Annotated in this window: 21 protein-coding genes and 2 tRNA genes; 12 read left to right on the plus strand and 11 right to left on the minus strand. The window is 66.5% G+C overall.

All coding sequences use genetic code 11. From position 1 onward, the window contains the following. Positions 1–73 precede the first annotated feature (73 nt). The 3 genes from MKK49_RS19710 to MKK49_RS19720 all read left to right on the plus strand — a co-directional run bounded on the left by MKK49_RS19710 (position 74) and on the right by MKK49_RS19720 (position 5071). Entirely contained in the window at positions 74–2026 is a 1953-nt protein-coding gene (locus MKK49_RS19710) for a PrkA family serine protein kinase (RefSeq protein WP_244031471.1), read from the plus strand. Positions 2027–2122: 96 nt separating this feature from the next. Continuing rightward, positions 2123–3424 (plus strand): YeaH/YhbH family protein, encoded by a 1302-nt coding sequence (locus MKK49_RS19715; protein ID WP_244031472.1) that lies wholly within the window; start codon positions 2123–2125, stop codon positions 3422–3424. A 72-nt stretch (positions 3425–3496) separates the two neighbouring features. Continuing rightward, on the plus strand, positions 3497–5071 hold the full coding sequence (locus MKK49_RS19720) for a SpoVR family protein (RefSeq protein WP_244031473.1): 1575 nt from the start codon (positions 3497–3499) through the stop codon (positions 5069–5071). Between the two features lie 136 nt (positions 5072–5207). Here the strand turns inward: MKK49_RS19720 and MKK49_RS19725 are convergent. The 5 genes from MKK49_RS19725 to MKK49_RS19745 all read right to left on the minus strand — a co-directional run bounded on the left by MKK49_RS19725 (position 5208) and on the right by MKK49_RS19745 (position 11917). Next, positions 5208–5284 (minus strand) — tRNA-Pro (locus MKK49_RS19725). Between the two features lie 198 nt (positions 5285–5482). Further along, the gene (locus MKK49_RS19730) at positions 5483–8692 is read right to left on the minus strand and encodes an efflux RND transporter permease subunit (protein WP_244031474.1); all 3210 of its coding nucleotides are present in this window, start codon (positions 8690–8692) and stop codon (positions 5483–5485) included. Positions 8693–8983: 291 nt separating this feature from the next. Further along, positions 8984–10120 carry an efflux RND transporter periplasmic adaptor subunit gene (locus tag MKK49_RS19735; protein ID WP_244031475.1) on the minus strand — a complete coding sequence of 379 codons (1137 nt, stop codon included), beginning with the start codon at positions 10118–10120 and terminating at the stop codon, positions 8984–8986. A 140-nt stretch (positions 10121–10260) separates the two neighbouring features. Further along, the gene (locus tag MKK49_RS19740) at positions 10261–10584 is read right to left on the minus strand and encodes a rhodanese-like domain-containing protein (protein WP_244031476.1); all 324 of its coding nucleotides are present in this window, start codon (positions 10582–10584) and stop codon (positions 10261–10263) included. 28 nt (positions 10585–10612) lie between these two features. Then, positions 10613–11917 (minus strand): glycosyltransferase family 4 protein, encoded by a 1305-nt coding sequence (locus tag MKK49_RS19745; RefSeq protein ID WP_244031477.1) that lies wholly within the window; start codon positions 11915–11917, stop codon positions 10613–10615. 104 nt (positions 11918–12021) lie between these two features. Between MKK49_RS19745 and MKK49_RS19750 the strand changes: the two genes are divergently transcribed. Beyond that, the gene (locus MKK49_RS19750; protein ID WP_244031478.1) at positions 12022–12891 is read left to right on the plus strand and encodes an MBL fold metallo-hydrolase; all 870 of its coding nucleotides are present in this window, start codon (positions 12022–12024) and stop codon (positions 12889–12891) included. A 3-nt stretch (positions 12892–12894) separates the two neighbouring features. Here MKK49_RS19750 and MKK49_RS19755 read toward each other — a convergent pair whose 3' ends face one another. Next, positions 12895–13599 carry a glutathione binding-like protein gene (locus tag MKK49_RS19755; RefSeq protein ID WP_244031479.1) on the minus strand — a complete coding sequence of 235 codons (705 nt, stop codon included), beginning with the start codon at positions 13597–13599 and terminating at the stop codon, positions 12895–12897. A gap of 248 nt (positions 13600–13847) precedes the next feature. On the opposite strand from MKK49_RS19755, the gene MKK49_RS19760 reads away from it, so the two are divergent. The 3 genes from MKK49_RS19760 (at position 13848) to MKK49_RS19770 (ending at position 14499) form a co-directional block, all read left to right on the plus strand. Then, the gene (locus tag MKK49_RS19760; protein ID WP_244031480.1) at positions 13848–14006 is read left to right on the plus strand and encodes a hypothetical protein; all 159 of its coding nucleotides are present in this window, start codon (positions 13848–13850) and stop codon (positions 14004–14006) included. 63 nt (positions 14007–14069) lie between these two features. After that, positions 14070–14146 (plus strand) — tRNA-Pro (locus MKK49_RS19765). Positions 14147–14187: 41 nt separating this feature from the next. Further along, positions 14188–14499 carry an ETC complex I subunit gene (locus tag MKK49_RS19770; protein ID WP_244031481.1) on the plus strand — a complete coding sequence of 104 codons (312 nt, stop codon included), beginning with the start codon at positions 14188–14190 and terminating at the stop codon, positions 14497–14499. A 169-nt stretch (positions 14500–14668) separates the two neighbouring features. Here the strand turns inward: MKK49_RS19770 and MKK49_RS19775 are convergent, their stop codons facing one another. The 3 genes from MKK49_RS19775 to MKK49_RS19785 all read right to left on the minus strand — a co-directional run bounded on the left by MKK49_RS19775 (position 14669) and on the right by MKK49_RS19785 (position 17132). After that, entirely contained in the window at positions 14669–15133 is a 465-nt protein-coding gene (locus tag MKK49_RS19775; RefSeq protein ID WP_244031482.1) for a nucleoside deaminase, read from the minus strand. A 24-nt stretch (positions 15134–15157) separates the two neighbouring features. After that, a complete protein-coding gene (locus tag MKK49_RS19780) occupies positions 15158–16225 on the minus strand; it encodes a spore photoproduct lyase family protein (protein WP_244031483.1) in 1068 nt (355 codons plus the stop codon). Positions 16226–16385: 160 nt separating this feature from the next. Then, complete coding sequence (locus MKK49_RS19785) at positions 16386–17132, minus strand: SHOCT domain-containing protein (RefSeq protein WP_244031485.1); 747 nt, start codon at positions 17130–17132, stop codon at positions 16386–16388. 310 nt (positions 17133–17442) lie between these two features. Here MKK49_RS19785 and glgX point away from each other — a divergent pair, with 310 nt between their 5' ends. Both glgX and MKK49_RS19795 read left to right on the plus strand, forming a co-directional pair. Further along, a complete protein-coding gene (gene glgX, locus MKK49_RS19790) occupies positions 17443–19671 on the plus strand; it encodes a glycogen debranching protein GlgX (protein ID WP_244031486.1) in 2229 nt (742 codons plus the stop codon). 149 nt (positions 19672–19820) lie between these two features. Continuing rightward, a complete protein-coding gene (locus MKK49_RS19795) occupies positions 19821–20132 on the plus strand; it encodes a plasmid stabilization protein (protein WP_244031487.1) in 312 nt (103 codons plus the stop codon). Positions 20133–20172: 40 nt separating this feature from the next. Here MKK49_RS19795 and MKK49_RS19800 read toward each other — a convergent pair whose 3' ends face one another. After that, a complete protein-coding gene (locus MKK49_RS19800; protein ID WP_244031488.1) occupies positions 20173–21384 on the minus strand; it encodes an NADP-dependent isocitrate dehydrogenase in 1212 nt (403 codons plus the stop codon). Between the two features lie 222 nt (positions 21385–21606). Between MKK49_RS19800 and MKK49_RS19805 the strand changes: the two genes are divergently transcribed. Genes MKK49_RS19805 through MKK49_RS19815 form a run of 3 tightly spaced genes read left to right on the plus strand, consistent with a single transcriptional unit; the run spans position 21607 to position 25290 of the window. Next, complete coding sequence (locus MKK49_RS19805) at positions 21607–22155, plus strand: formaldehyde-activating enzyme (RefSeq protein WP_244031489.1); 549 nt, start codon at positions 21607–21609, stop codon at positions 22153–22155. A 34-nt stretch (positions 22156–22189) separates the two neighbouring features. Next, positions 22190–22927: an RNA methyltransferase gene (locus tag MKK49_RS19810; protein ID WP_244031490.1), complete on the plus strand. Its 738-nt coding sequence runs from the start codon at positions 22190–22192 to the stop codon at positions 22925–22927. A 38-nt stretch (positions 22928–22965) separates the two neighbouring features. Next, positions 22966–25290, plus strand: coding sequence for a putative bifunctional diguanylate cyclase/phosphodiesterase (locus MKK49_RS19815; protein WP_244031491.1), 2325 nt, complete (start codon positions 22966–22968; stop codon positions 25288–25290). A 28-nt stretch (positions 25291–25318) separates the two neighbouring features. Here the strand turns inward: MKK49_RS19815 and MKK49_RS19820 are convergent, their stop codons facing one another. Next, positions 25319–26614, minus strand: a complete 1296-nt coding sequence (locus MKK49_RS19820) for an O-acetylhomoserine aminocarboxypropyltransferase/cysteine synthase family protein (protein ID WP_244031492.1) — start codon at positions 26612–26614, stop codon at positions 25319–25321. Between the last annotated feature and the right edge of the window lie 12 nt (positions 26615–26626).

Consider the following 26626-nt stretch of genomic DNA (forward strand, 5'->3'; position numbering starts at 1 on the left):
CGACAAAACTGGGCCTGTCAGTTGCATCCCAGCCGAGACAGGATGAAGCTGTCGCTGTCGCGAGGGGATCGGAATGCCAATGCCATCGACGAACGACCTGTTCCAGAGCTTCACACGGGGTTACGAGGCGCGCCGCGATACGGAGATGAGTCTCTCCGAGTTTCTCGAAGCGTGCCGTGACGAGCCCCTGATGTACGCCACAGCGGCCGAGCGCATCCTCGATGCGATCGGCAAGCCGGAATTCGTGGACACCGCCAGGGACGCGCGCCTCGGCCGGGTGTTCATGAACCGCACGATCCGGGTCTACCCGGCCTTCTCCGAGTTCTACGGCATGGAGGAGACCATCGAGCGGATCGTCTCGTTCTTCCGCCATGCCGCGCAGGGGTTGGAGGAGCGCAAGCAGATCCTCTACCTCCTCGGTCCCGTCGGCGGCGGCAAGTCGTCCCTCGCCGAGCGCCTCAAGGCTCTGATGGAGGTCCATCCCATCTACGTGCTGAAGGCCGGCAACGAAGTCTCGCCGGTCTTCGAGAGCCCGCTGGGCCTGTTCGACCCCGAGGTGATGGGAGCCGAGATCCAGGAGCGCTACGGCATCCCGCGGCGTCGCCTCACCGGTCTCATGAGCCCCTGGGCCCTCAAGCGCCTCGACGAGTTCAACGGCGACATCTCGAAGTTCAAGGTGATCAAGGTCCGGCCGTCGCGCCTGCGCCAGATCGGCATCGCTAAGACCGAGCCCGGCGATGAGAACAACCAGGACATCTCCAGCCTCGTCGGCAAGGTCGATATCCGACGCCTCGAGACCCTGAGCCAGGCCGATCCCGACGCCTACTCCTACTCGGGCGGCCTCAACCGAGCGAACCAGGGCGTCCTCGAATTCGTCGAGATGTTCAAGGCGCCGATCAAGATGCTGCATCCCCTGCTGACGGCGACGCAGGAGGGCAACTACGTCGGTACCGAGAACATCGGCGCGATCCCGTTCACGGGCATCATCCTCGCCCACTCGAACGAGTCCGAGTGGCAGACCTTCAAGACCAACAAGAACAACGAAGCCTTCATCGACCGGATCTACGTCATCAAGGTGCCGTACTGCCTGCGGGTGACGGAAGAACAGCGGATCTACGAAAAGCTCGTCTCCGGCTCCGAACTCTCGCAGGCCGCCTGCGCGCCCGGTACCCTGGAGATGCTGGCCCGGTTCTCGGTGCTCTCGCGCCTGCGCGAGCACGCCAATTCCAACGCCTTTTCGAAGATGCGCGTCTACGACGGCGAGAGCCTGCGCGAGGTCGATCCCCGCGCCCGTTCCATGCAGGAGTACAAGGATTCGGCCGGCGTCGACGAGGGCATGGACGGGATCTCGACCCGCTTCGCCTTCAAGGTGATGGCCGCGACCTTCAACCACGACACCACGGAGGTCTCCGCCGACCCCGTGCACCTCATGTACGTGCTGGAGCAGGCCCTGCGCCGCGAGCAGCTCCCGCCCGAGACCGAGAAGCGCTACCTCGAATTCATCAAGACCGAGCTGGCGCCGCGCTACGCGGAGTTCATCGGTCACGAGATCCAGAAGGCCTACCTCGAATCGTACCACGATTACGGTCAGAACCTGTTCGACCGCTACATCGACTACGCCGACGCCTGGATCGAGGATCAGGATTTCAAGGATTCCGAGACGGGCCAGCTCCTCAACCGCGAGCTTCTCAACCAGGAGCTCACAAAGATCGAGAAGCCGGCCGGCATCGCCAACCCAAAGGATTTTCGTAACGAGGTCGTCAAGTTCGCCCTGCGGTCCAGGGCACAGCATGGCGGGCGCAATCCGTCCTGGACGTCCTACGAGAAGCTTCGGGAAGTGATCGAGCGGCGGATGTTCTCCCAGGTCGAGGAGCTGCTGCCGGTGATCTCCTTCGGCTCGAAGAAGGATGGCGAGACGGAGAAGAAGCACGGCGAATTCGTCGATCGGATGGTGGCGCGCGGCTACACCGAGCGGCAGGTCCGCCGTCTCGTCGAATGGTACATGCGGGTGAAGCAGGCCGGATAGGACGACCTTACGACGAAGGCGACCGCCCTGTCGGGGCGGTCGCTTCCGGCTCGTCGAAACCCGCGAGACTCTTGAGGGCGAAGGCAAACACACCGGATGCACATCGTCGACCGTCGTTTGAATCCCGGGGGCAAGAGCCTCGCCAACCGCCAGCGCTTCCTGCGCCGCGTGAAGGACATGGCCCAGCGCGCCGTGCGGGAATCCGCCCGCGAGAAGGACATCAAGGATCTCGGCAAGGATGGGCGCGTGTCGGTGCCCCTGGACGGTGTGCGCGAGCCGCGCTTCTCCCGTCAGTCCGGAACCGGGCTGCATGACCATATCCTGCCCGGCAACAAGACCTACGTGGAGGGAGACCGCATCGAGCGTCCGCCCGGCGGGGGGGGTGGCAAGGGTTCCGGCGAGGGCGGGGAAGGCCAGGAGAACAGCGAGGACGCGTTCCGCTTCGTCCTGACCCGCGACGAGTTCTTGGAGCTTTTCCTCGAAGACCTCGAACTGCCGGACCTCGCCAAGCGGCGCCTTTCCGTGGTCGAGACCGAAGGCCTGCGGCGCGCCGGGTACACGGTGTCGGGCTCGCCCGCCAACCTCGCGCTCACCCGCACCCTGCGCAACTCGATGTCGCGGCGCATCGCCCTCAAGCGCCCGAAGCCCGACGAGTTGGCGGCGTTGGAGGCACGCATCGCCGAGACTCCCTCGAGCCACCCCGATCTGCCCGACCTGCTCCTGGCGCTGGCGGCGCTCCGCGAGCGCACCAAGCGCATTCCCTACGTCGACCCCATCGATCTGCGCTACCGCCGCTTCGAGGCCTATCCGCGCCCCGTGGCCCAGGCGGTGATGTTCTGCCTCATGGACGTCTCGGGCTCCATGACCGAGCACATGAAGGATCTGGCCAAGCGGTTCTACATCCTGCTGCACATCTTCCTCACGCGACGCTACCGCCACGTCGAGATCGTCTTCATTCGTCACACCGACAAGGCGACGGAGGTGGACGAGGAGACCTTCTTCGGCTCGCGCGAGACCGGCGGAACCCTGGTCTCCTCGGCGCTCGTCGAGATGAAGCGCGTCATCACCGAGCGCTACGATCCGAACGACTGGAACATCTACGCGGCGCAGGCCTCCGACGGCGACAACGTCTCATCGGACGGGCCGACTTCCACCGAGTTGCTGCGCGCCCACATCCTGCCCGCCTGCCAGCACTTCGCCTACCTCGAAGTCGGAGACGAGAACGGACCCCGCGCCGGCTTCGTCGAGCATCGCACCACCCTGTGGCGCACCTACGAGGGCCTGGCCAAATCCGGCGGCGCCATCGCCATGCGCAAGGTCAACCACCGGCGCGACATCTATCCGGTGTTTCGTGAACTGTTCGGACGCAAGGACGCGCGGGCCGAAGCCGAGGCCTAGGCCACGACGGCACGCTCTTCCCTCTGACGGGGGAGGGGGTGCGAGACGGACCGCTTGGGAGATAGGACGACCATGGTCGGCAGCATCATCCGCCCCACGCTCGATCCGGTATCAGGCGGCCAACAGCCGCTGTTCACCGGCAACGACTGGGACTTCGACACGATCAAGCGCATCCACGACGCCTGCGAAGCCATCGCGGGCGGGGAACTCGGCCTGTCGTGGTATCCGAACCAGATCGAGATCATCACCGCCGAGCAGATGCTCGACGCCTACGCCTCCATCGGCATGCCGCTGTTCTACAAGCATTGGTCGTTCGGCAAGCATTTCGCCCAGCACGAGGCCAGCTACCGCCGGGGCATGATGGGGCTTGCCTACGAGATCGTCATCAACTCCAACCCGTGCATCTCCTACGTCATGGAGGAGAACACGGCGACGATGCAGACCCTGGTGATCGCCCATGCGGCGTTCGGGCATAATCACTTCTTCAAGAACAACTACCTGTTCAAGCAGTGGACCGACGCCGACGGCATCCTCGACTATCTCGATTTCGCGAAGAGCTTCATCACCCGGTGCGAGGAGCGCTACGGCCATGGCGCCGTGGAATCGGTGCTCGACGCTGCCCACGCCCTGATGAATCAGGGCGTCCACCGCTACCCGCGCAAAAAGCGGCCGGACTTGGCCTCCGAGCAGCGGCGTGAGCGCGAGCGGGCCGAGCACGGCGAGCAGGTCTACAACGACCTCTGGCGCACCCTGCCGCAGAAGATCGCCGGCGTGCGGCCCGATCTCGCCGTCGAGCGCCGCAAGGCCCTCCTCGAACTGCCGCAGGAGAACCTGCTCTACTTCCTGGAGAAGGCCGCCCCGCGCCTCAGGCCGTGGCAGCGCGAACTCCTGCGCATCGTCCGCCTCGTGGCGCAGTACTTCTACCCGCAGCGCCAGACCAAGGTGATGAACGAGGGCTGCGCCACCTACTGCCACTATCGGATCATGAACTCCCTGTCGCAGAAGGGCCTCATCGGCGAGGCCGCCTACCTCGAATTCCTGACCTCGCACACCAACGTCATCCGCCAGCCGAACTACAACGAGCGCGGCTACAACGGCCACAATCCCTACGCCATCGGGTTCGCCATAATGCAGGACATCGCCCGCATCGTGGAGCAGCCCACCGAAGAGGACCGTGCGTGGTTCCCCGACATCGCCGGCACGGGCGACGCCATGGCGACCCTGCGCGACATCTGGGCGAACTACCGTGACGAGAGCTTCATCGCGCAGTTCCTCTCGCCCAAGCTCATGCGGGACATGCGCCTGTTCCACGTCGTCGACGATCCCGACGAGGCGGAGCTTCGCGTCGAGGCGATCCATGACGAGCGCGGCTACCGCAAGATGCGCCGCTCCTTCGCCCGCCAGTACGATGTCGCTTGGCTCGATCCCGACATCGAGGTGATGGACGTGGACCTCGAAGGCGATCGCCGCCTCATCGTCCACCACAAGGCGCTCAACCGCATCACCCTGCAGAAGGACGACGCCAAGCGCGTGCTTCAGCACCTGGCCGATCTCTGGGGCTACGATGCCGTTCTCAAGGAGATCGATCCGGCGACCGACGACGTGCTCGCCGAGCACCACGCGACAGCCCGGCCGATCTTCTTCTGACTGGACGAAAACTGCCCGGACCGGTGTGCCGATGCTCCGGCTCGGACCAAGGCAAAGAAAAAGGCCGGGATGCGAGGCATCCCGGCCTTTTCTCGGAGCGGCGAGACCAGCGATTGGGCTGGGCTCGTGCTTTGATTGGTCGGAGTAGCAGGACTTGAACCTGCGACCCCCTGTCCCCCAGACAGGTGCGCTACCGGGCTGCGCTATACTCCGTCGGATACGCTCCGAAATCCGCCGTTCCCATCCCCTCGACCCATAACACGCATCTCTGGGGGAGGTGCGATCGACCAGGCCGATGGACGGTGCGGCACCCCTTGGCGGGGTGGACGCGTCTTAGCTTTCCACCCTTCGAGACGCAACCCCTAAGGTGGCTTCGGACACCGGTTCACGGTGTTCGAAGCCACGCATTTCTCACGCGTGGGATGGGGTGGCGTGGGGATCGTGCTTGTCGGGCGTGGAGTTGTCCGGCGACTTGCCGCGCTTCTTCGCGATCCAGATCAGCAGGTTGCGGATCACCACGTAGAAGACCGGGGTGAGGAACAGGCCGAACAGGGTTGCGCCGATCATGCCGAAGCACACGGCGGTGCCGAGGGCCTGACGCATCTCGGCTCCCGGGCCCGTGGCGATGACCAGGGGCACCGTGCCGAGGATGAAGGCGAACGCCGTCATCAGGATCGGGCGCAGGCGCAGGCGGCAGGCCTCGACGGCGGCGGCCACCGGCCCCTTGTGCTCCGTCTCCTCAAGCTGGTGGGCGAACTCGACGATCAGGATGGCGTTCTTGGCCGCCAAGCCCACGAGCACGATCAAACCGATCTGGGTCAGGATGTTGTTGTCCTGTCCCCGGAACTGCACCGCCGCGAGGGCCGCGAGCACGCCGGTCGGCACCACCAGGATGATGGCCAGTGGCAGCGCCCAGGATTCGTACTGGGCGGCGAGGACGAGGAACACGAGGAGCACGCCCAGGGCGAAGACGTACACGGCCGTGTTGCCGGTGGCCTTCTGCTGGAACGCGATCTCGGTCCAGTCGTAGGAGTAGCCCTCCGGCAGGGACTGGGCGATCTTCTCCATGGCGTCGAGGGCCTGTCCGGTGGAGATGCCGGGCTTGGCATCGCCCTGGATCGGCACCGAGTAGAACAGGTTGAACCGCTGAACGATCTGCGGCCCGCTGATCTCGCGGATCGAGGCCAGCGTTCCCATGGGCACGAGGGCGCCCGTGGAGGATCGGACCTTGAGCTGCTCGATGTCGCGCTTCTCAAGGCGGAACGGTGCGTCGGCCTGGGTACGGACCTGATAGATGCGGCCGAAGGCGTTGAAGTCGTTGACGTACGCGCCGCCGAGGTTGGTCTGCAGGGTCGAGAACACCGAGGCCAGCGGCACGTTCAGCATCCGCGCCATGGTGCGATCGATGTCGATGAAGAGCTGTGGGGTGTCGTTGCCGAAGGTGGTGAAGACGCGCTGCACCTCCTTGCTCTGATTGGCCTGGCCCAGCACCTCGTTGGCGGCCGCCAGCAGCGGGCCGATGGCCGAACTCTGGCGGCTCTCGATCTGCATCTTGAAGCCGCCGCCATTGCCGAGACCGCGCACCGGTGGCGGTGGGATGAACAGGACGCGGGCTTCCTGGATCTCGGCGGTGGCTTTGAACACGTCGCCGGTGATGACGGCCGCCGAGCGTCCCGTCGTCGCCCGCTCCTTGGCCCCCTTCAGGGTGAGGAACATTACCGCGCCGTTGGTGGTGTTGGTGAAGGTGGCGCCGTCGAACCCCGAGATGATGACCGCGTTGGCGACGCCATCGACCTTGCGGGCGAGTTCGGCGGCGCGCCGCACCACGGCCGTGGTCCGCTCCAGGGCGGAGCCTGCGGGAAGCTGGACGACGCCGATGAGGTAGCCCTGGTCCTGCTGCGGGATGAAGCCCGTCGGCACGGTGGTGACGAGATGGATCGTGCCGGCCAGGACGCAGCCGTAGACGATGAGCATGCCGATGAGGCCGATCACCCGCCCGGTGAGGAACTGGATCACCCGGGCGTAGCCGTTGGACAGGGCGTCGAAGCCGCGGTTGAACGTGTTGGCGCACCACGCGATGAAGCGCGCGAGGAAGAACTTCGGCGGTTTGTGCTCGTGGTGGGGCTTCAGGAGCAGCTTGCAGAGCGCCGGCGACAGGGTCAGCGAGTTGAACATCGAGATGATGGTCGAGGCCGCGATGGTGAGCGCGAACTGCTTGTAGAACTGCCCTGAGATGCCCGGGATGAAGGCGGTGGGAATGAACACCGCCGACAGCACGAGGGCGATGGCCACCACGGCGCCGCCGACCTCGTCCATGGTCTTGTGGGCGGCGTCTCCCGGCGAGAGACCCTCGGCCATGTTGCGCTCGACGTTTTCCACCACGACGATGGCGTCATCGACGACGATGCCGATGGCGAGGACAAGCCCGAACAGCGTGAGGTTGTTCACCGAGAAGCCGAACGCCGCCATGGCCGCGAAGGTGCCGATGAGCGACACGGGGATCGCGATCACCGGGATCAGCGCCGTGCGCCAACTCTGGAGGAACACCAGCACCACGATGACCACGAGGACGACCGCCTCGAAGAGGGTCTTGTAGACCTCGTGGACCGACTCCTCGATGAACTCGGTCGGGTTGTAGGCGATCTTGTACTCGACGCCGGGGGGGAAGTTCTTGGCGATGGTGTCCATGGTCTGGCGCACCTGGCTCGCCGCCTGGAGGGCGTTGGTGCCGGGCCGCTGGAACACGCCGACGCCCACCGCCGGGGTCGCGTTGAGGAAGGACTGGGTGGTGTAGTCCTTCTGGCCCATCTCCGTCCGGCCGATATCCTTGATGCGCACGAGGCGGCCGTCAGCGGCCTTGACGATGACCTCCGTGAACTCCTCCGGGGTCTGGAACCGCCCCTGTGACTGGACCACGAGCTGGAAGGCGTTCGATGCGGGGGCCGGCGGTGCGCCGAGCGCACCCGAGGCGACCTGCACGTTCTGCTCCTGCAGCGAGGTCAGGACGTCGGTGGTCGAGAGGCCGTAGGCGGCGAGCTTGTTGGGGTCGAGCCAGATGCGCAGGGCGTATTCGCTGCCGCCGAACACCGTGATGTCGCCCACACCGTCGAGGCGCAGCAGCTCGTCGCGAATCCGCAGGTAGATGTAGTTCGAGAGGTAGTTCTGGTCGTAGGTGTTGTCGGGCGAGAGCACGTGCACGACCAGCATCAGGTCGGGCGAGGCCTTGCGGACGGTGACGCCGAGGTTGCGCACGTCGGGCGGCAGGCGCGGCTGGGCAACCGAGAGGCGGTTCTGCACCAGCACGTTGGCGATATCGAGGTTGGTGCCGACCTTGAACGTGACGGTGAGCTGCATGTTGCCGTCGTTGGTCGACAACGATGTCATGTAGAGCATGTTGTCGACGCCGTTCACCTCCTGCTCGATGGGCGTCGCGATGGTGGCGGCCACGGTCTCGGCATTGGCGCCCGGATAGGAGGCGCGCACCACCACGGTGGGCGGCACGATCTCGGGATATTGCGAGACCGGCAGGGACTCGTAGGCCACGTAGCCGATGATCAGGAACAGGATCGACGTGACGGACGCGAAGATCGGCCGATCGACGAAGAAGTGGGCAAAACGCATCGGGTGAACCTCTCGCCGCTCCGGGGTCATGCGACCCGAACGGGACCGTTTCGTCGTCAGCGGTCGGGCGCGCGAATCGTAGGCGATCCGAACGCACGCTCATCTCGGCTACGGCCGGCCATCCGCCGACCGTTCATTCATGACGCGCCTTGCCCCCACCCGGCGCGCCGTGAACGGTTCGGGTCGTACGCTGGCCTCAGACACGCCAGCGCACGACCCGTGATCTTGTTTCAGGACATCGGCGCGGGCGCGGAAGATCCGCGCCGCGCGTCCTGGCCTTGACCGTTCCCGTCAGCTCTTGCTCGCCGGCAACGTCGAGGACTCGGCCGTGACCTTGGCGCCGGGGCGCACGCGAGACAGGCCGTTGACCACGACGTTCTCGTCGCCTTTCAGCCCGTCGCGGATCACCCGGTAGCCATCAACCTTCGGTCCGAGCTTCACTTCCCGGGACGAAACCGAGCCGTCATCGGCGACGAGATACACGACCCGCTTGTCCTGATTGGCCGAGATGGCGTCGTCCGGCAGCAATATGCCCTGATACGGCTTGGTGGCCGGCAGGGACACGATGCCGAACAGGCCCGGCTTGATGAACCCATCGGGGTTCTCGACGGTGGCGCGCAGGAGCACCGTTCCGGTGGCGTTGTCGACGCGGTTGTCGACGAAATCGAGGACGCCCTTGCGGGTCGGCTTCTCCTCGCCCGTGAGGGCGATGAGGATCGGGACGCCCTTGCCCTTCTGGGTCTGGCCCATGCCGATGCCGAGGGCACCCTGGTACTTCAGGAAGGAGCGCTCATCGACGGTGAAGCCGAAGTAGATCGGATCGAGCGACACGATGGTGGTCAGCAGGGTCTGGTCGGTGATGACGATGTTGCCCTCGGTGACCAGGCGGCGGCTGATACGGCCGGAGATCGGAGCCTTCACCTCGGTGAAGTCGTAGTTGAGCTGGGCTTGGCGCAGCTGCGCGTCGGCGCTGTCGACATCGGCCTGGGCCGTCTGCGAGGCTTGGCGCCGCTGGTCCGTCACCTGCTCGGAGATATTGCCCGACCGGCTCAGCGTCTGGGCGCGATCGAGGTCCGTCTGCGAGAAGTTGAGGCGAGCTTTGGCCGAGACCAGGGCGGCCTGGGCCTGATCGAGGGCGGCTTTGTACGGACGGCGGTCGATGACGAAGAGCAGATCGCCCTTCTTCACCGTGGCGCCGTCCTGGAAGTTCAGCTTCTCGAGGTAGCCGGTCACGCGGGCGCGGACATCGACGATTTCCACGGGGTCGAACCGGCCCGTGTACATGTCGGTCTCGACGATCTCGCGGACCACGGGCTTCGCTGTCGTCACCTTCGGCGGTGGCCCGCCCGGCGCCTGGGCGAGGGCCGGCAGCCCCGCAAGCGCGAGGCCGAGGGCCGGAAGGAAGCGGAAGAGCAGGCGCCTGCGCATATCGATAATCCCTATGCCCTGCGAGCTAGAGGTCTGATGCCCCCGATGTAGTGCGCTGCCGCACATGGTCGTTCGCACGGACGCAACCGCACGGATCGTCCACGCGGACGGCCGCGACCCGGTGACCGGGGTCGAGGCGCTTATCGCTCGATCGCCTCGCCGGCGCCGGACCAGTCCTTGAAGCCGCCGACGTAATGGGCGTCGATGGCGAGCCCGGCCCGCTGTGCGGCGGCCAGAGCGTGCACGGAGCGGACGCCGGCCGCACAGGAGAACACGGGCCGCCGTCCATCCTCCGACACCTGGGCGGCGATGGCCCCCGGATCGAAGGTCGAGAGCGGATGGGTGACCGAGCCCGGAATGTGTCCGCTGCTGAACTCATGCGCCTCGCGCACGTCGATGAGCAGTATCGTCCCGTCGGCGAGTCCCGCCTTGACCGTTTCCCGGTCCAGATCCACCACGTTCATTGACCCATCCTTGCCTGTTTCCTGTTGTTTAGGCGCGTGGCGGAATGCCCGCAACGCGCTCGGCCAGCACCGCGTCGACATGCGCGAAATGCGCCGTCCAGTCGGGCGGCGCGTAACCGTCGAGCCGGGCCTTCAATGCGACCCGCAGGGGGGAGGCCGGGGCACTCAGCGCCTGCACGGCCCCGCGCCAGCCCGGCCCATCCAGGGGATCGAGGAAGTGGGCGAACCCGCCTCCGATTTCGCGGTGGACGGCCAGATCGGAGGCGACCACGGGTAGGCCGCAGGCCGCCGCTTCGATCACGGGTAGGCCGTATCCTTCCGCGAAGGAGGGCATCAGGAGCGCGGTGGCCCCCTGGAGCAGGCGGGCGAGGCCGTGGCTGGAGAGGCCGCCGACCTCGATCACGTGGGCCCGCATGGCCGGGCAGCGCTCCAGCATGTCGATGATGTTCTCCGCCTCCCAGCCGCGCCGCCCGACGAGGATGAGCCGCGGGGTCGCCGGTCCGTGGCGTTGGGCGAGGTCACGCCAGAGGTTGAGCAGGCCGAGGTGATTCTTGCGCGGCTCGATGGTGCCGCAGGCCACGAAGGTCGGGCGGTCCGCGACGAGGGGGGGCTCCCCGGATGCCGGCCGGAATACGGGCTCGACGCCGAGCCAAGCCACCGTGGTAGGGCGTACGGGCAGGCCACGTACCGCGAGATAACCCGAGAAATGCCTCGCCACGTCGGCCGAGTTGACGAGGACGTGTGCGGCATGGGCCGCGATGGTCCCCATGCGCACGGCGTGGCGTTCCGCCTCGCCTGGGCGTCCGTACTCCGGATAGGCGATGGGGATGAGGTCGTGGACGAAGAAGACCGTGCGGATGTCGCGGCGGTCGTAGAGCCAGTCGAATCGCTCCGGCCGGTCGAGACGTAGGTGCGAGGTGTGGAGATAGACGGTCCCGGCGGGCAGGCGGTCCGGGCCGCGCGCGCGCAACACGGTCCAGACCGTGCGGGCCTGGAGCCGTCGGCGCGCATGCGAATCCCGGCGGTGGGGCGGGGTCGAGGTCTCCTGCGTCGGTGCCCCGAGGGCGGCGGCGAGGCGGCGATAGACTGGATCGTCCTCGGCCGCGCGGTCCTCGACCCAGCCCGCCGCCACCGCCTCGACGATCGCCATAGCCATGTCCCGCTCGAGCACCTTCGGGCCGAGTGCCGTTGAGACAAGGCCGAAGCGTGCGCCGTCCTGAGACAGAAAATGACGGGCGTAAGCAAGGTCGACCCGGTCGATCCCGCTCGGACTGGCGTGGCGGAGCCGCGTGATGAGGCGGGTGAGGTCGAAGGCGATCGAGGGGACGGGCATGATCCTCCGGCTGCGTTCAGGCACGACGCCGTATCGAAGCGGCGGCGATCCCGCCTATATGCTTGGCGCCATCCGGCAACGCCACCCAACCCGAGCAAACGCCCGTGTCTCCCGGTTACCTGCCCTTCGCGGGCGCCCTCGATCTGCCCGCCTACACCTGCGACAATTGCGGGTTCTGGCAACGCCACTTCACCGTGCCGGCAGCCTGCCCCATGTGCCTCGACGCCCGCCACGTGGTGCCGCAGAACGGTTGGCAGTTCTGGACCGAGGCTGAGGCGCAGGAACGCTTTCCGTGCCACTGGGAGGAGCTGGAGCCGGGGGTGTGGCGGTTCTGGAACGACCCCGTCTCGGGCATCGGTCCGAGCGCCTATCTCATCCAGACGCCGCAGGGGAACATGGGCTTTGAGGCCTGCCCGGTCTTCAGCGAAGCCGCCCTCCGGCACATCGCGACCCTCGGCGGGATGCAGGTGCTGTCCTCCTCGCACCCGCATGCCTACGGAGCCCTGGTGCAGCTGCAGGACCGGTTCGACCCTGAGCTCTGCCTGCCGGCGGCCGACTTCACCTGGAGCGCGGCGCTGCAGGTGTCGTGGCCCTACGACGACTTCCTCGAACCGCTGCCGGGCCTGGAGCTCCACCGCACCGCCGGCCACTTCGACGGCCACGCGGTCCTGTTCGATCGCGCGCGAAAGATCCTGTTCTGCGGCGACGCCCTGAAGTTCGAACTCGACCCGAAGGACTTTCGGCGGGCCGTCACGATCTCGGCCCACAAGGCGTTCGTCCGCGGGGTGCCGCTGACGACGAACGAGCTGCGGCGCTACCGCGACGTGTTCGCCGCCCTCGACTTCACCCAGACCTGGACGCCGTTCGAGCCGACCGCCAATTGCGGCCGGTCCGAAGTGTTGGCGCTCCTGGACGGCATGCTGGCGACCCGCCCGCACGCCGCCCCGGTGCCGCTCGACTCGCTCCGGCGCTGACGCTCAGGCCCGTCCCTTCGCGGTCTGGCCGAACATCACCTTCTTGGCGTCCTCGCTCATGGTTTTGCCGTGGTCGGGATTGACCTCCGGCGCACGGGCATAGGCCGCCCTTGTCGCCGGACGTTCGGCGATGGCGGTGAACCAGCGTGCGAGGTGGGGGAAGTCGGACAGGGTCTGTCCCTGCTTCTCGTACGGCACGATCCACGGATAGGCTGCCATGTCGGCGATGGAGTAGTCGGCCCCGGCGACGAAATCGCGGTCGGCCAGACGCCGGTCGAGGACGCCGTACAGGCGGTTGGTCTCCTTGACGTAGCGGTCGATGGCGTAGGGAATCTTTTCCGGCGCGTATTGGCTGAAATGATGATTCTGACCAAGCATCGGCCCAAGCCCGCCCATCTGCCAGAACAACCACTGCAGCACTTCGGCGCGACCGCGTACGTCCTGAGCGATGAACCGGCCGGTTTTCTCGGCGAGGTAGAGCAGGATCGCGCCGGACTCGAACAGGGCGACCGGATCGCCGCCGCCGGCCGGATCATGATCGACGATGGCCGGCATGCGGTTGTTGGGGGCGATGGCCAGGAAGTCGGGGTTGAATTGCTCGCCCTTGCCGATGTTCACCGGCTTGATCGTGTAGGGCAGGCCGGCCTCCTCGAGGAACAGCGTCACCTTGTGGCCATTCGGCGTCGGCCAGTAATGCAGATCGATCATCGGGCACCTCATCGGGCGAGCCGTCGCGTCGGCCGCTGGGGCCGAGTTGGCGCCGGACCTCGCAGGGTTCAAGCGTCCGATCCCGGGATCGATCGAATGCAACGGGTTCGCGATCCCTCCGCTTAACGGGTTGCGTGATCTTCTTGCCCGATGCGGGTGAGGGAGATGGTCCATGATCAGCGCGGTGTCGATCAGCAGCGGCGGGATGGCAGCGGCCACGCAGCGATTCGCCCAGGCCGCCGAGGGGGGTGGCGACCATCGGCTCCAGCCTGCCGGCGGCAACCCAGGTCGATCTGTCGAGCACGGCCCTGCAACTGACGGAGGCCAGGACCGATTTCGGCCTCAACGCGGCCATGCTGCGCACGTCCCTGGACATGGAGAAACGCGTCCTCGACATCCTCGCCTGAACGCTTCCATCCTTGCCCAGGCCCCGCAAAGCTCCTATGAGCCGAGGGGCGTCGAGAACGCGTCGGGGTGTAGCGCAGTCTGGTAGCGCATCTGGTTTGGGACCAGAGGGTCGTAGGTTCGAATCCTATCGCCCCGACCATCTCTCGACCGGCAAACCCCGTGACCATTGGGAACCGTCCGATGTCGAGCGCCCGGATCTATCAGCCCGCCAAGGACGCGTCGCAGTCCGGGATGGCACGCACCAAGGTCTGGGTCCTCGAATTCGACCAGAGCACCCCGCGCGAGACCGATCCGCTCATGGGCTGGACCGGATCGTCCGACATGCTGCAGCAGGTGCGCCTGGAATTCGAGACCCGCGACGAGGCCATCGCTTACGCGGCCCGCGCCGGCCTGTCGTACCGGATCGAGGAGCCGCACAAGCCGATCATCCGCAAGGGCCTGTCCTACTCGGACAACTTCAAGTTCAACCGCACGGCGCCTTGGACCCACTGATCCCGACGCGGCACGTCCCCGTCAGAGCTGAACCAGGATCGTGACGGCGCCGAAGATCAGTACCGACGCGACCGTTACGGCCAGGAGGATCAGGGCGGCGCGCGATTCGCGCAGATCGTTCTCTGTCATCGCGCGAGGCTAGCGTCGGATCGCAGTCAAGCCAATCGCCTTAACCCTTGCTGTTCGTCCGATCGCGCCAAGCCGCGTAGGGATGGTCCTCCGCCACCACCGGGTGATGGGCCACCTGCATCGGCTGGTCGGCGAGGGGACTGCACAGTTCGGCATAGATGCCGGCGCCGATGAGGCCGTAGGCCTCGCCTTCCTCGGCCGTGTAGGCGAAGTAGGCCTCGCGGATGCCGGAAAGCCGCATGGCGGCGTGGCACATGGGGCAGGGGCGTCCGCTGGCATAGACGACGCAACCGTCGAGCTTGGCCGAGTTCAGCTTTCGGCTGGCTTCGCGGATCGCCACCATCTCGGCATGGTCCGTCGGGTCGTTCGTCTCCGCCGTCCGGTTGACGGCCTGGGCCAGCACCGTGCCGTCGCGCACGATCACGGCGCCGTATGGCCGTCCCTCCGCGAGGACGTTTCCGTAGGCGAGGGCGACTGCTTTCCGCAGATGGGTCGCGTGATTCATGGGCGAAGACTTCGGAGCGGCTTATCAGAACGCGTAACGCACGGTGCAGTAGGGCATCCGCTCGGCGAGAAGTGCGGTGAAGCGGGCGAGCCAGCGACCTTTCCAGCCCGTGCGGTAGCGCAGGTTCGCACCTCCGCCCTGCGAGACCTTGGCCTCCTGGATGTCCGGCCGCCACAGGAGCTCCTCGGCCTTCGGGTGCCAGCCGAGGTTGACTGCGTGCAGATCCGCGTTGTGGGTCAGCATGATGACCTCGGCCTTGACCTGCGCCCGCGCTGCGGCTCCGATCCCACCATCGATGGTCGCGAACAACTCCGCCCAGTCCTTCTCCCAACCCTCGTAGAGGATGACCGGCGAGAAATTCAGGTGGACTTCATAGCCGGCGGCCACGAAATCGTCGATGGCGGCGATCCGCTCGTTGATCGGACTCGTGCGGACATCGACGATGCGGGCGATGCGCTCGGGCATCAGCGAGAATCGAATACGGGTCTTGCCCTGCGGGTCGTAGGTGAGGAGTTCGCGGTTCACCGCCTTGGTGGCGAAGGACGCCTTGGCGTTGGGCAAGGTGCGGAACAGACCGACGAGGTCGCGCACCGTGTCGCTGATCGCTGCATCGACGGAGAGGTCGCCGTTCTCGCCGAGGTCGTAGACCCAGAGCGCCGAATCGACGCTGTCCGGCTCGGGCAGGGGGCCTTGCCGGTCGGCATGCCGGCGGATGGCGGCGCAGACCGCCTCGACGTTGACGAACAGCGAGATCGGATTCGCGAACCCCTTGCGGCGCGGCACGTAGCAATAGGCGCAGGCCATGGCGCAGCCGTTGGACGTCGAGGGCGCAATGAAGTGAGCGCTGCGGCCGTTGGGCCGCATCGTCAGCCCTTTCTTCACCCCAAGGACGAGGGTGGAGCGCTTGATCCGCACCCAATCCTCCACCGAGCCGGCATTGCCGTGGAGCTCCGGGATGTTCCAGTGCGAGGGCACTTCAATGCGCCGGGCATCGGGGAAGCAATCGAGGATCGCACGGCCGCGCGAAAACTCCGCGACCGCCGGCTCGTGGTAGATCGTCCGAATGTCGATGAGGTCGCGTGAGAGTCCCATGCCATCCAACATGGGACTCCTGCCGTCGGCGGCGAGGCAGGTACGGCGTCAGAATTGTGGATCGGGGTCTGTCACAAAAATAGGATCGCTGTCGTACCCGGGGGGAAATCCGACGAGGACCAGGCGTTCCGCGCCGTACGCGAAGTCGCGCCGCCTTCCCTCAGAGACGCGCCAGGAGCTCCGCCTTCTTCGCCGCGAATTCCGCCTCGGTCAGCACGCCCTTGCGCTGCAGTTCCGCCAAGCGTTCCAGAGTCGCGAGCACGTCGTCGGCCGACGACGGCGGGCGGGGTGCTGCCGGTTCCGGGCGCTGCAGGGGCTCGGGCGTGAACGGCTTCGGCTGAGGGGAAGGCTCGGGGGCGTTCGGCTTCTCCTGCCCCGCCGCGTCGCCATCGATCCGGCGCAAAGTTTGGAGGTCGATGGCGCCGTCGGGCCCGGAGAAGCATAAGCTGCGGGTGCCGCCCTGCTGCTGCGAAACGCCGGTGATGTGGTGGCCCTCCGTGTCGTAGAGGGCGACCTGCCCGTCCGCCTCGACGGCGACGCGCTGAGCGTGCGGAAAGTATGCGTAGCGCTGGCCGTTCTGAGCGCCGGACGTCGCCGGGCGTCCCAGGCCCTGCGGCCACCACGCGCCAGAGACGCCGTCCCGTTCGGCGAACCCGGTCGGCGGCAGGGCGTCGGCGAGGGCGTCGCACAAGGTGGCGACGCGAGCCTTGAGCCCGGAATCGAACATGTTGCCGATCATCGTCATGCCGCCCGAGGACCATTGGCCGAAACCGCCGAGTTCGGGATGGTTGAATTGCGCCATGGTTCCGTGCCCGGCTTCCAGGGCACGGACGAGGTGGCGCACAGCGTCGAGGCTCACCCCGTGCCGGTCGGCAATGGTCTGAAGGCCGTTGGGCTGGTCGGTCATCGGGGATGCCTCGCGCGGAAAGGAGCCTATCGAACGGCGCGCAAAACGTCGCAACGCCCATGCCGCGGGATCGTGCCACGCAAAGGCGGTCCGTGTCGTGTCTTGGGTCTCCGCAAACGGGGACCGAAACGTTTCGCGCCGCAAAAAGTTTTCTTCCGTGGGGACCTTCGACCCAAGCGTAAGCGTTGCCGTTCCGGTTTTGGCGTGCCGTGGCGCCCGGTGTTCGCGCCACACCGGGCCCGGCACTGTCCCTGGAGCAGTTATGGCAGACGATTTTTCTCAGACCGGCAGGGCGTCCGCGCAGGGTTCCATGCGGCGATCGCGCATCAAGGAAGGCTCGCCCTATCCGCTCGGCGCCAACTGGGACGGGCTCGGCGTCAACTTCGCCCTGTTCTCTGCCCATGCCACGAAGGTCGAACTCTGCCTGTTCGACGATGCCGGCGAGCAGGAGCTCGAGCGCATCGAGTTGCCCGAGTACACCGACGAGATCTGGCACGGCTACCTGCCGGACGCGCGCCCCGGCACCATCTACGGCTACCGGGTGCACGGTCCCTACGAGCCGAAGGCCGGCCACCGCTTCAACCCCAACAAGCTGCTCATCGATCCCTACGCCAAGGGCCTCGTCGGCTCCATCACCTGGAACCCGGCCCTGTTCGGCTACCAGATGGAGACGGGCGACGACCTGACCTTCGACGAGCGCGATTCGGCTCCGTTCACCCGACGCAGCCGCGTCATCGACCCGGCGTTCACCTGGGGTCGTGACCGCAAGCCCCACGTGCCGTGGGAGAAGACGATCTTCTACGAGACCCACGTGAAGGGCTTCACCAAGCTGCATCCGGCCGTGCCAGAGAAGCTGCGCGGAACCTATGCGGGCCTCGGGACACCGGCCGTCCTCGACTACATCAAGAGCCTCGGCGTCACCTCGGTGGAACTGCTGCCGGTCCACGCCTTCGTGCAGGACGACTACCTGCAGGAAAAGGATTTGGTGAACTACTGGGGCTACAACACGATCTCGTTCTTCACCCCCGCCCGGCGCTACGCGGCGGTGCCGGACTTCGCCTTCTCAGAGTTCAAGGAGATGGTCGCGCGCATGCACGGCGGCGGCCTCGAGGTGATCCTCGACGTGGTCTACAATCACACGGCCGAGGGCAACGAAAAGGGGCCGACTCTCTCGTACAAGGGCGTCGACAATGCCTCGTACTACCGCCTGATGCCGAAAGAGCCGCGCTACTACATCAACGATACGGGCACGGGGAACACCTTCAACCTGTCGCATCCGCGCGTGCTGCAGCTCGTCACGGATTCCCTGCGCTACTGGGCCACCGAGATGCGGGTTGATGGCTTCCGGTTCGATCTCGCCACGATCCTCGGCCGCGAGCCGCACGGCTTCGACGAGGGCGGCGGCTTCCTCGATACCTGCCGCCAGGACCCGGTGCTCAACTCGGTCAAGCTCATCGCCGAGCCGTGGGATTGCGGGCCGGGCGGCTATCAGGTCGGCGGCTTCCCACCGGGCTGGGCCGAGTGGAACGACCGCTACCGCGACGACGTCCGCGGGTTCTGGCGCGGCGACGAGGGCCTGCTTCCGTCGCTGGCCTCACGCCTCACGGGCTCGGCCGACAAATTCAACAAGCGCGGGCGCAAGCCATGGGCGTCGGTGAATTTCCTCACCGCCCATGACGGCTTCACGTTGAACGATACCGTGTCGTACAACGAGAAGCACAACATGGCCAACGGCGAGAACAATCGCGACGGCCACTCGCACAACCTCTCGAACAATTACGGCGTCGAGGGCCCGACGGAGGATCCCGAGATCCGGGCCGTGCGTCTCCGGCAGATGCGCAACATGCTGGCGACCCTGTTCCTGTCGCGCGGCACGCCGATGCTGCTCGCGGGTGATGAGTTCGCCCGGACTCAGAACGGCAACAACAACGCCTATTGTCAGGACAACGAGATCTCCTGGCTCGACTGGGGCGCCATCGGTCCTGAGGAACGCGATCTGACCGAGTTCACCCAGCGCCTGATGATTCTCCGCGAGTCCCTTCCGATACTGACGCGCGGACGCTTCCTCACCGGCGAGTTCGACGAGGAACTCGGGGTCCGCGACGTCACGTGGCTGACTCCCCTCGGCACCGAGATGACGCCCGAGAACTGGACTCAGGGGGATGCCCGGTCGCTCGCCGTGGTTCTCGACGGCCGGGCCCAGGTCTCCGGTATCCAGCGTCGGGGCGGCGATGCCACCCTGCTCCTGCTCTACAATGCCTACCACGATCTCGTATCGTTCACCCTGCCGGCCACCGTCGGTGCGTCGGCCTGGACCCGCCTCCTCGACACCAACCTGCCCGATAGCCAGGATGTCGTGAGCGTGCCCGTGGGCGAGCGCTACGACGTCACGGGCCGCTCGATGCTGATGTTCGTCCTCAAGCCCGAGGAGGTCGAAGGCAGTGAGGTGACCGAGATGGAGCGCTCCTACCAACATGTGATGCAGGCGTTCGAACGCGCCAACATCGATAGCGTCCGTTTCGGCGCCCGCAGGGATTGATCGCGTCCGGGGCGGTGCCGGGATCGGCGCCGCCCGCATGCACCTACGAACCACGGAACGCCGACGCGCGCTGGAGTGGTCGACGAATGGATATCTTGGTTGTGTCGATGGGAGTTGATTGAGGGGCAGGACCCAACGAGGACTCGATCATGCCGCAGGGTGACAAGTCGCGCTACACCGACAAGCAGGCGCGCAAGGTCGACCACATCGCCGAATCCTACGAGGCGCGCGGCGTGCCGGAGAAGGAAGCCGAGGCCCGCGCCTGGGCCACGGTCAACAGGGACGATGGCGGCGGAAAGAAGCCCGGCGGTTCGGGCCGGGGCCGATCCACCGGTCATCCGGCAGCGCACAAGGGCGGTGAAACTGGCGGCAAGGCGTCCGCCGCGCGCACGCCCGAACAGCGTTCGGCTTCGGCGAAGAATGCCGCCGCGACGCGCAAGCGCAACGCCGCCAAAGCATGAGACGCGGCCCCGTCTAGGACGAGGCCGCGCCCGCGGGCCTTCAGGCCATGGCGGCCTTGAGGTGCTGGTCGACCTTGTCGAGGAAGCCCGTGGTCGAGAGCCACTTCTGATCGGGGCCGACGAGGAGGGCGAGGTCTTTGGTCATGAAGCCGGCCTCGACGGTATCGACGCAGACCGTCTCGAGGGTGGTGGCGAACTTGGCCAGATCCGCGTTGCCGTCGAGCTTGGCCCGGTGGGCGAGGCCGCGCGACCACGCGAAGATCGACGCGATGGAGTTGGTCGAGGTCTCCTTGCCCTTCTGGTGCTCGCGGTAATGGCGGGTCACCGTGCCGTGGGCTGCCTCGGCCTCGACGGTCTGGCCATCGGGGGTGAGGAGCACGGAGGTCATCAGGCCCAGCGACCCGAAACCCTGCGCCACGGTGTCGGACTGCACGTCGCCGTCGTAGTTCTTGCACGCCCAGACGTAGCCGCCCGACCACTTGAGGGCCGAGGCCACCATGTCGTCGATGAGGCGGTGCTCGTAGGTGATGCCGGCGGCGTCGAACTTGGCCTTGAACTCGTTCTGGAACACCTCCTCGAACAGGTCCTTGAACCGGCCGTCATAGGCCTTGAGGATGGTGTTCTTCGTCGAGAGGTAGACCGGGTACTTGCGGTTGAGGCCGTAGTTCATCGAGGCGCGGGCGAAGTCGCGGATCGAGTCGTCGAGGTTGTACATCGCCTGGGCGACGCCGGGGGAGGGGAAGTTGAACACCTCCCGCTCGATGACCGTGCCGTCCTCGCCTTCGAACTTGATGGTCAGGCGTCCCTTGCCCGGTACCTTGAAGTCGGTCGCCTTGTATTGGTCGCCGTAGGCATGACGGCCGACGACGATGGGCTGGGTCCAGCCCGGCACGAGGCGGGGCACGTTCTTGCAGATGATCGGCTCGCGGAAGATCACACCGCCGAGGATGTTGCGGATCGTGCCGTTGGGCGACTTCCACATCTCCTTGAGACCGAACTCCTTCACCCGCTGCTCGTCGGGAGTGATGGTGGCGCACTTCACGCCGACGCCGTGGCGCTTGATCGCTTCGGCGGCCTCGACGGTCACCCGGTCGCCCGTGGCATCGCGGTGCTCGACGCCGAGGTCGTAATATTCGAGGTCGAGGTCGAGATAGGGGTGGATGAGCTTGGTCTTGATCTCGCTCCAGATGATCCGGGTCATCTCGTCGCCGTCGAGTTCGACGACGGGCTTGGCTACCTTGATCTTATCCATCGCGTGTCAGGCCTTCCGCAAAAATCCCGAGGGGGGTCCCATGCAAATGCCGTGCGGCCCCGCGGGCGGGTCATAGCGCGGGCATCGAAGCGACGGAAGGCGGACGAGGCCCTTCACGCCGTGACAGGGCGCGGCATCTGTCAGGGAGACCCTGCCTCTGGACATTCTCCGCGAGAGGGGGGATCTGGCTCCCAACACACATCGGGACGGAACTGAAAAGCCATGAGCGAACGCATCATCCTACGGGCCGGGGAGGCCCTGGTCGCGGGCGGCCCGCCCAACACGGCCGCCGAGCCGGAGGTTATCATCGGTGAGCTCGACGGACCCGTCGGCACCGCGCTCGCCACCCTGACGGGCGATCAGGTCGTCGGCCACAGCCGCGTCTTCGCCCTGCTCAACACCGACATCATGGTCCGCCCGGTGACCCTGTGCGTCTCCAAGGTCAGCGTGACCGAGTCCAAGTACACGTCGATCCTCATGGGCACCGTGCAGTTCGCCATTGCCAACGGCGTGCTCGATGCCGTGCGTCTGGGCTACATCCCCAAGGAGAAAGCCAACGACCTCGGCATCATCTGCTCGGTCTGGCTCAGCCCCGGTGTGATCGAGGCCGAGACCGTGGACCACAAGGCTCTGTTCGAGATCCAGCGTAAGGGCATGACCGAGGCCATCCGCAAGGCGATGACCAACGAGCCGTCCATCGACTGGCTCCTGGAGAACCAGGACAAGATCATCCATAAGTATTATCAGATGGGCCTCGACGGAAAGATCTAGGCCCATGGACTGCGGCTCAATCCCGTCGCGGTCTATGCCGTCCGCGCCCGTCGTCGTCCTGGTCGAGCCGCAGCTGGCCGAGAATATCGGCATGGTTGCGCGCGCCATGGCCAATTTCGGGCTGGTCGAACTCCGACTCGTGGCGCCGAAGAACGGCTGGCCCAAGAAGGGCGTGCGCGAGGCGGCCTCGGGCGCAACCCATGTGCTCGACGGTGCAGCCTTGTTCGACACCGTCCCACAGGCCATTGCCGACCTCCACTACGTTCTGGCGACGACGGCACGCGAGCGCGGCCAGATGAAGCGCGTGATGGCCCCCGACGACGCCATGCGCGGCGTCGTCGCCCGGGACGGTCAGAGGGTCGGTATCCTGTTCGGCCGCGAGCGGGCCGGCCTGAGCAACGACGAGGTGTCGCTTGCCGACGCCATCGTGACCTTCCCGGTGACGGAGGAGTTCCCCTCCCTAAATCTCGCGCAGGGGGTTCTCCTCGTTGGATACGAGTGGCGCCGTGCGGCGGGACTCGCGCGTCTGCCGTTCTCCGGCGAGATGCTGTCGCCGCCCGCGACCCGCGAAGCCATGGCCGCCCTCGTCGGGACGCTGGAGGACAGCTTGGCGACGGCCGGCTTCTATCCTCCCGAGAAGCGCGAGATCATCGCCCGCAACATGCGGGACATGCTCCACCGCATGGCGATGACGGAGCAGGACGTGCGCACCCTGCGCGGCGCCTTGCGCGCACTTCGGCGGCCCCCTCGCGGTGACCGGAGCGCCTCTTAAGCTCTAGGCCAGCTTTTTCGTGCATAGGGTGGGGGGTCATGCCGAGCAACCGTCTCCACCCCATCGGCGGCGAGTTCGCCGTCCCCGAGCGCGAAGCCGCCTTCCAGGCCGAGCGGCTGCCGGAGACGATCCGGCACACCCGGCTGATCTTCCTCTTCGCCGTCGTGCTGAACGGCCTGTTCCTGTTCAGCGATGCGCGCTTTTATGGACAGGCGCATTTTCTGCCGGCGATCGCCGCACGCCTCTCCGTCATCATCGCCTCCTGCATTGCATACCGGGCTGTGCGGAACGTCGTTGAATTTTCCGCCCTTCAGCGGGTGATGATTGGATGGCAGTTCATCAGCGCCGTTGCGGTGGGCTATCTGTGCTCGACCCGCTCGGACATCGCGCTGTTCGTCCTGCTGATGCTGCCTGCGGTCTACATGCTCGTGGTACCGACGAGCTTCCGCTGGACGGTGATCTCAGGCAACTTCTGCACGGTGGTGCTGCTCTGCGGTTACCTGCTCCCGGCGCCGGTTCCCTCGACGGCGCTGGGAATCGTGTTGGCGACCGCCATGTCGAACGTGCCGATTCTCCTCTTCGTCGTTCGCTGGAATCGCTTGCGGCGACTGGAATGGACGGCGGTTCGGGCGGCGCAGCGTGCCAATGAGGAGCTCGCCGATAGCCGCCGGCTGTTCGAGACGATGTTCCGGGCCGTGCCCGTACCGATCGTAGTGTCCCGCCAATCGGACGGTCGGTTCGTGAACGTCAACGATGCCGGCCTGGCCTTTTTCGGGATTCCGGATCGGGCGAGCATCGTCCGCTACTCGACACCTGACGTGGTCGCTTCGCCCGAGCGACGGCGTCTCCAGGGACTTCTCGATGCCCACGGATCGACCCGCGATCAGGAAACGAGCATCACCACCCTCACCGGAGCCCGACGCGACATTCTGCTGTCGATGGAGACGGTCCATGCCGCCGGGGTACCGTGCGTCGTCTCCAGCCTCGTCGACATCACCAGTCGCAAGGCGGTGGAAGAGAGCATCCGGATCGCGGCCAACCACGACGTTCTCACCGGGCTGCCCAATCGCGCCCTGTTCCAGGCAACCCTCGACAACGCCCTTGCGCACGCCCGTGTCGAAGGTGCCAAGGTCGGACTGATCCTCATCGACCTCGACGCCTTCAAGGAGGTCAACGACACCCTCGGCCACGATGCTGGCGACACCCTTCTGAAGGAAGTCGCCCGGCGGCTGAACGGCGTGACGGAACCGGGCGACCTGGTGGCACGCCTGGGCGGCGACGAGTTCGTTGTCATCGCACCGTGCGGCCCGGCGGGCGAGACGGAAGCGCGCGACCTCGACACGATGTGCGAGGTGATTCTCGATGCCCTGCGTCCGTCCACCGCCATCGGCGGCCGCATCGTCGCCCCGCGCGCCAGTCTCGGCATCGCCGTCTATCCCGACGACGCCGACAGTCCGGCGGATTTGTTCACCGATGCGGATCTCGCCCTCTATGCGGCGAAGGAAGCGGGGCGGAATCGCGCGACCCGTTTCGTACCCAGCCTTCGCGCGACCATCGAGGACCGCGTCGCCCTCATCCGAGAGATGCGCGTGACCCTCGAGGAGGGCGGATTGGTCCCGTTCTATCAGCCCAAGGTGAAGCTCGCGACGGGTGAGGTCGTCGGCTTCGAGGCCCTGGCGCGCTGGCAGCATCCGACCCGCGGTCTGCTCACGCCCGCCGCCTTCGCCGCCGTCTTCGACGATCCGGAGATCGGCATCGGGGTCGGTCGCGTGCTGCGGCGACAGATCATCTCCGACGTCGCCCGCTGGATCGACCACGGCCATGATCCGGGCCGGGTCTTCCTCAACCTGTCCTCGGCGCAGTTCGCGGAAGGCGACCTCGCCGAGGTCCTGCTGGCGGATATCGCCGCCGGCGGCCTCGCCCGCGACCGGATCGGCGTCGAGATCACCGAAACGGTGCTGCTCGGCGGGAACGGCGATCGGGTCGGGCCTATCCTCGACGCGCTGCACGCCGCTGGTATCCGCGTCGCCTTGGACGATTTCGGGACAGGCTACGCCTCGTTGACCCACCTGAAGCGGTTTCCGGTGGACGAGATCAAGATCGACCGGAGTTTCGTGCAGGATCTCGAACGTGACCCGGACGACGCCGCCATCGTTACCGCCGTTCTGCGACTCGGACGCAGCCTCTCCCTCGACGTGACGGCGGAGGGCGTCGAGACCGAAGCGCAGGCGCGACTTCTCCTCGCGGAGGGCTGCAGTCACGTCCAGGGCTACCTCTACGGCCGGCCGATGCCGGGAGGGCGGGTGCCGAACTTCCTGACTCAGTCGAATGCCGGCGATGTTCCGGTTCGGGCTGACGCCTGACCGTGCGGGTCCCCGTCCGCGCGGCTCCTCAGCCGGTCTGCGCCAGGGCCTGCGCGATGTCGGCGATGAGGTCCTCGGCGTTCTCCAGGCCGATGGAGAGGCGCACGGTCTCCGGTCCCACCATGGCGGCGGCCTTCTCGTGCGGCAGGAGCTGACGGTGCGTCGTCGTCGCCGGATGGATCGCCAGGGACTTGATCTCGCCGATGTTGACGAGGTGCGAGATGAGCTTGAGGCCCATGATGAATTTGATCGCCGCCGGCTCGCCACCCTTGAGGGCGAAGGTGAAGATCGAGCCCGGCCCATCCGGAACGTACTTCGCGGCCAGCGCCTCGCCGGTCTGACCGGGTAGGGCAGGGTAGCTCACCCACGCGACGGCGGGATGGTCCTTCAGAAAGCCCGCCACCGTCCTGGCATTGGCGCAGTGGCGCGCCATGCGCAGCGGCAGGGTCTCGATGCCCGTGAGCGTGAGGAACGCGTTCATGGGCGAGAGGCCGGGGCCGAGCTCGCGCAGGCCGAACAAGCGGCAGGCCACGGCGAAGCTGAAATCGGGGAAGCGCTCGGTGATGACGAGGCCGTCGTAATCCTCCCACGGCTCGGCGATGAGGTTGTAGCGATCGGGTGCCGCCGCCCAGTCGAACGTTCCGGCGTCGCAGATCACGCCGCCGATGGTCTGGCCGGAGCCGCCGAGGAACTTCGAGGTCGAGTGCATGACGATGTCGGCACCGTGCTCGATGGGCCGGATCAGGGCCGGGGAGGCCAGGGTGTTGTCGACGATGAGCGGCAGCTTGTGGCGCCGCGCGACCGCGGCGATGCCGGCCAGATCCATCACGGTGGCACAGGGATTGACGATGGATTCGCAGACGATGGCCTTCGTCTCCGGCGTGATCGCCGCCTCGAAATCGGCCGGGTCGAGGCCCTTGGCGTAGAGCGCCTTCAGGTCGTAGCGCCCGTCGAGGCGGTTGATGAGGCCGAGCGAGCCGCCGAACAGGCGCGGGGAAACGACGTAGGCGTCCCCGCTCTTCATCAGCGTCATCAGGATGAGCAGGAGAGCGGACTGGCCGGACGAGACCGCCACGGCGGAGGTGGCCCCCTCCAGGGCGGCGACGCGGCGCTCAAGGGCGGCCACCGTCGGGTTCGAGCCGCGCGAGTACGAGAAGCCGGTGCGGCGCATGGCGAAGATGTCCGCCGCCTGCTCCGTCGACTCGAAGACGAAGCCGTTGGTGAAGTAGATCGGCTGCACCCGGGCGCCCGTGGCGGGGTCGGGGGCCGCGCCGGCATGGATGGCGGCGGTGGCGAAGCGCTGGGGTCTGGTCTCGGTGGCCATGGGGCCTTTTCT

Source organism: Methylobacterium sp. J-090, from assembly GCF_022829345.1.
GTDB lineage: Bacteria > Pseudomonadota > Alphaproteobacteria > Rhizobiales > Beijerinckiaceae > Methylobacterium.

Coding starts and splice junctions, on each gene's coding strand:
- MKK49_RS19710 (WP_244031471.1), top strand. CDS start 74: ATGCCAATGCCATCGACGAACGACCTGTTCCAGAGCTTCACACGGGGT.
- MKK49_RS19715 (WP_244031472.1), top strand. CDS start 2,123: ATGCACATCGTCGACCGTCGTTTGAATCCCGGGGGCAAGAGCCTCGCC.
- MKK49_RS19720 (WP_244031473.1), top strand. CDS start 3,497: ATGGTCGGCAGCATCATCCGCCCCACGCTCGATCCGGTATCAGGCGGC.
- MKK49_RS19730 (WP_244031474.1), bottom strand. CDS start 8,692: ATGCGTTTTGCCCACTTCTTCGTCGATCGGCCGATCTTCGCGTCCGTC.
- MKK49_RS19735 (WP_244031475.1), bottom strand. CDS start 10,120: ATGCGCAGGCGCCTGCTCTTCCGCTTCCTTCCGGCCCTCGGCCTCGCG.
- MKK49_RS19740 (WP_244031476.1), bottom strand. CDS start 10,584: ATGAACGTGGTGGATCTGGACCGGGAAACGGTCAAGGCGGGACTCGCC.
- MKK49_RS19745 (WP_244031477.1), bottom strand. CDS start 11,917: ATGCCCGTCCCCTCGATCGCCTTCGACCTCACCCGCCTCATCACGCGG.
- MKK49_RS19755 (WP_244031479.1), bottom strand. CDS start 13,599: ATGATCGATCTGCATTACTGGCCGACGCCGAATGGCCACAAGGTGACG.
- MKK49_RS19770 (WP_244031481.1), top strand. CDS start 14,188: ATGTCGAGCGCCCGGATCTATCAGCCCGCCAAGGACGCGTCGCAGTCC.
- MKK49_RS19775 (WP_244031482.1), bottom strand. CDS start 15,133: ATGAATCACGCGACCCATCTGCGGAAAGCAGTCGCCCTCGCCTACGGA.
- MKK49_RS19780 (WP_244031483.1), bottom strand. CDS start 16,225: ATGGGACTCTCACGCGACCTCATCGACATTCGGACGATCTACCACGAG.
- MKK49_RS19785 (WP_244031485.1), bottom strand. CDS start 17,132: ATGACCGACCAGCCCAACGGCCTTCAGACCATTGCCGACCGGCACGGG.
- glgX (WP_244031486.1), top strand. CDS start 17,443: ATGCGGCGATCGCGCATCAAGGAAGGCTCGCCCTATCCGCTCGGCGCC.
- MKK49_RS19795 (WP_244031487.1), top strand. CDS start 19,821: ATGCCGCAGGGTGACAAGTCGCGCTACACCGACAAGCAGGCGCGCAAG.
- MKK49_RS19800 (WP_244031488.1), bottom strand. CDS start 21,384: ATGGATAAGATCAAGGTAGCCAAGCCCGTCGTCGAACTCGACGGCGAC.
- MKK49_RS19805 (WP_244031489.1), top strand. CDS start 21,607: ATGAGCGAACGCATCATCCTACGGGCCGGGGAGGCCCTGGTCGCGGGC.
- MKK49_RS19810 (WP_244031490.1), top strand. CDS start 22,190: ATGCCGTCCGCGCCCGTCGTCGTCCTGGTCGAGCCGCAGCTGGCCGAG.
- MKK49_RS19815 (WP_244031491.1), top strand. CDS start 22,966: ATGCCGAGCAACCGTCTCCACCCCATCGGCGGCGAGTTCGCCGTCCCC.
- MKK49_RS19820 (WP_244031492.1), bottom strand. CDS start 26,614: ATGGCCACCGAGACCAGACCCCAGCGCTTCGCCACCGCCGCCATCCAT.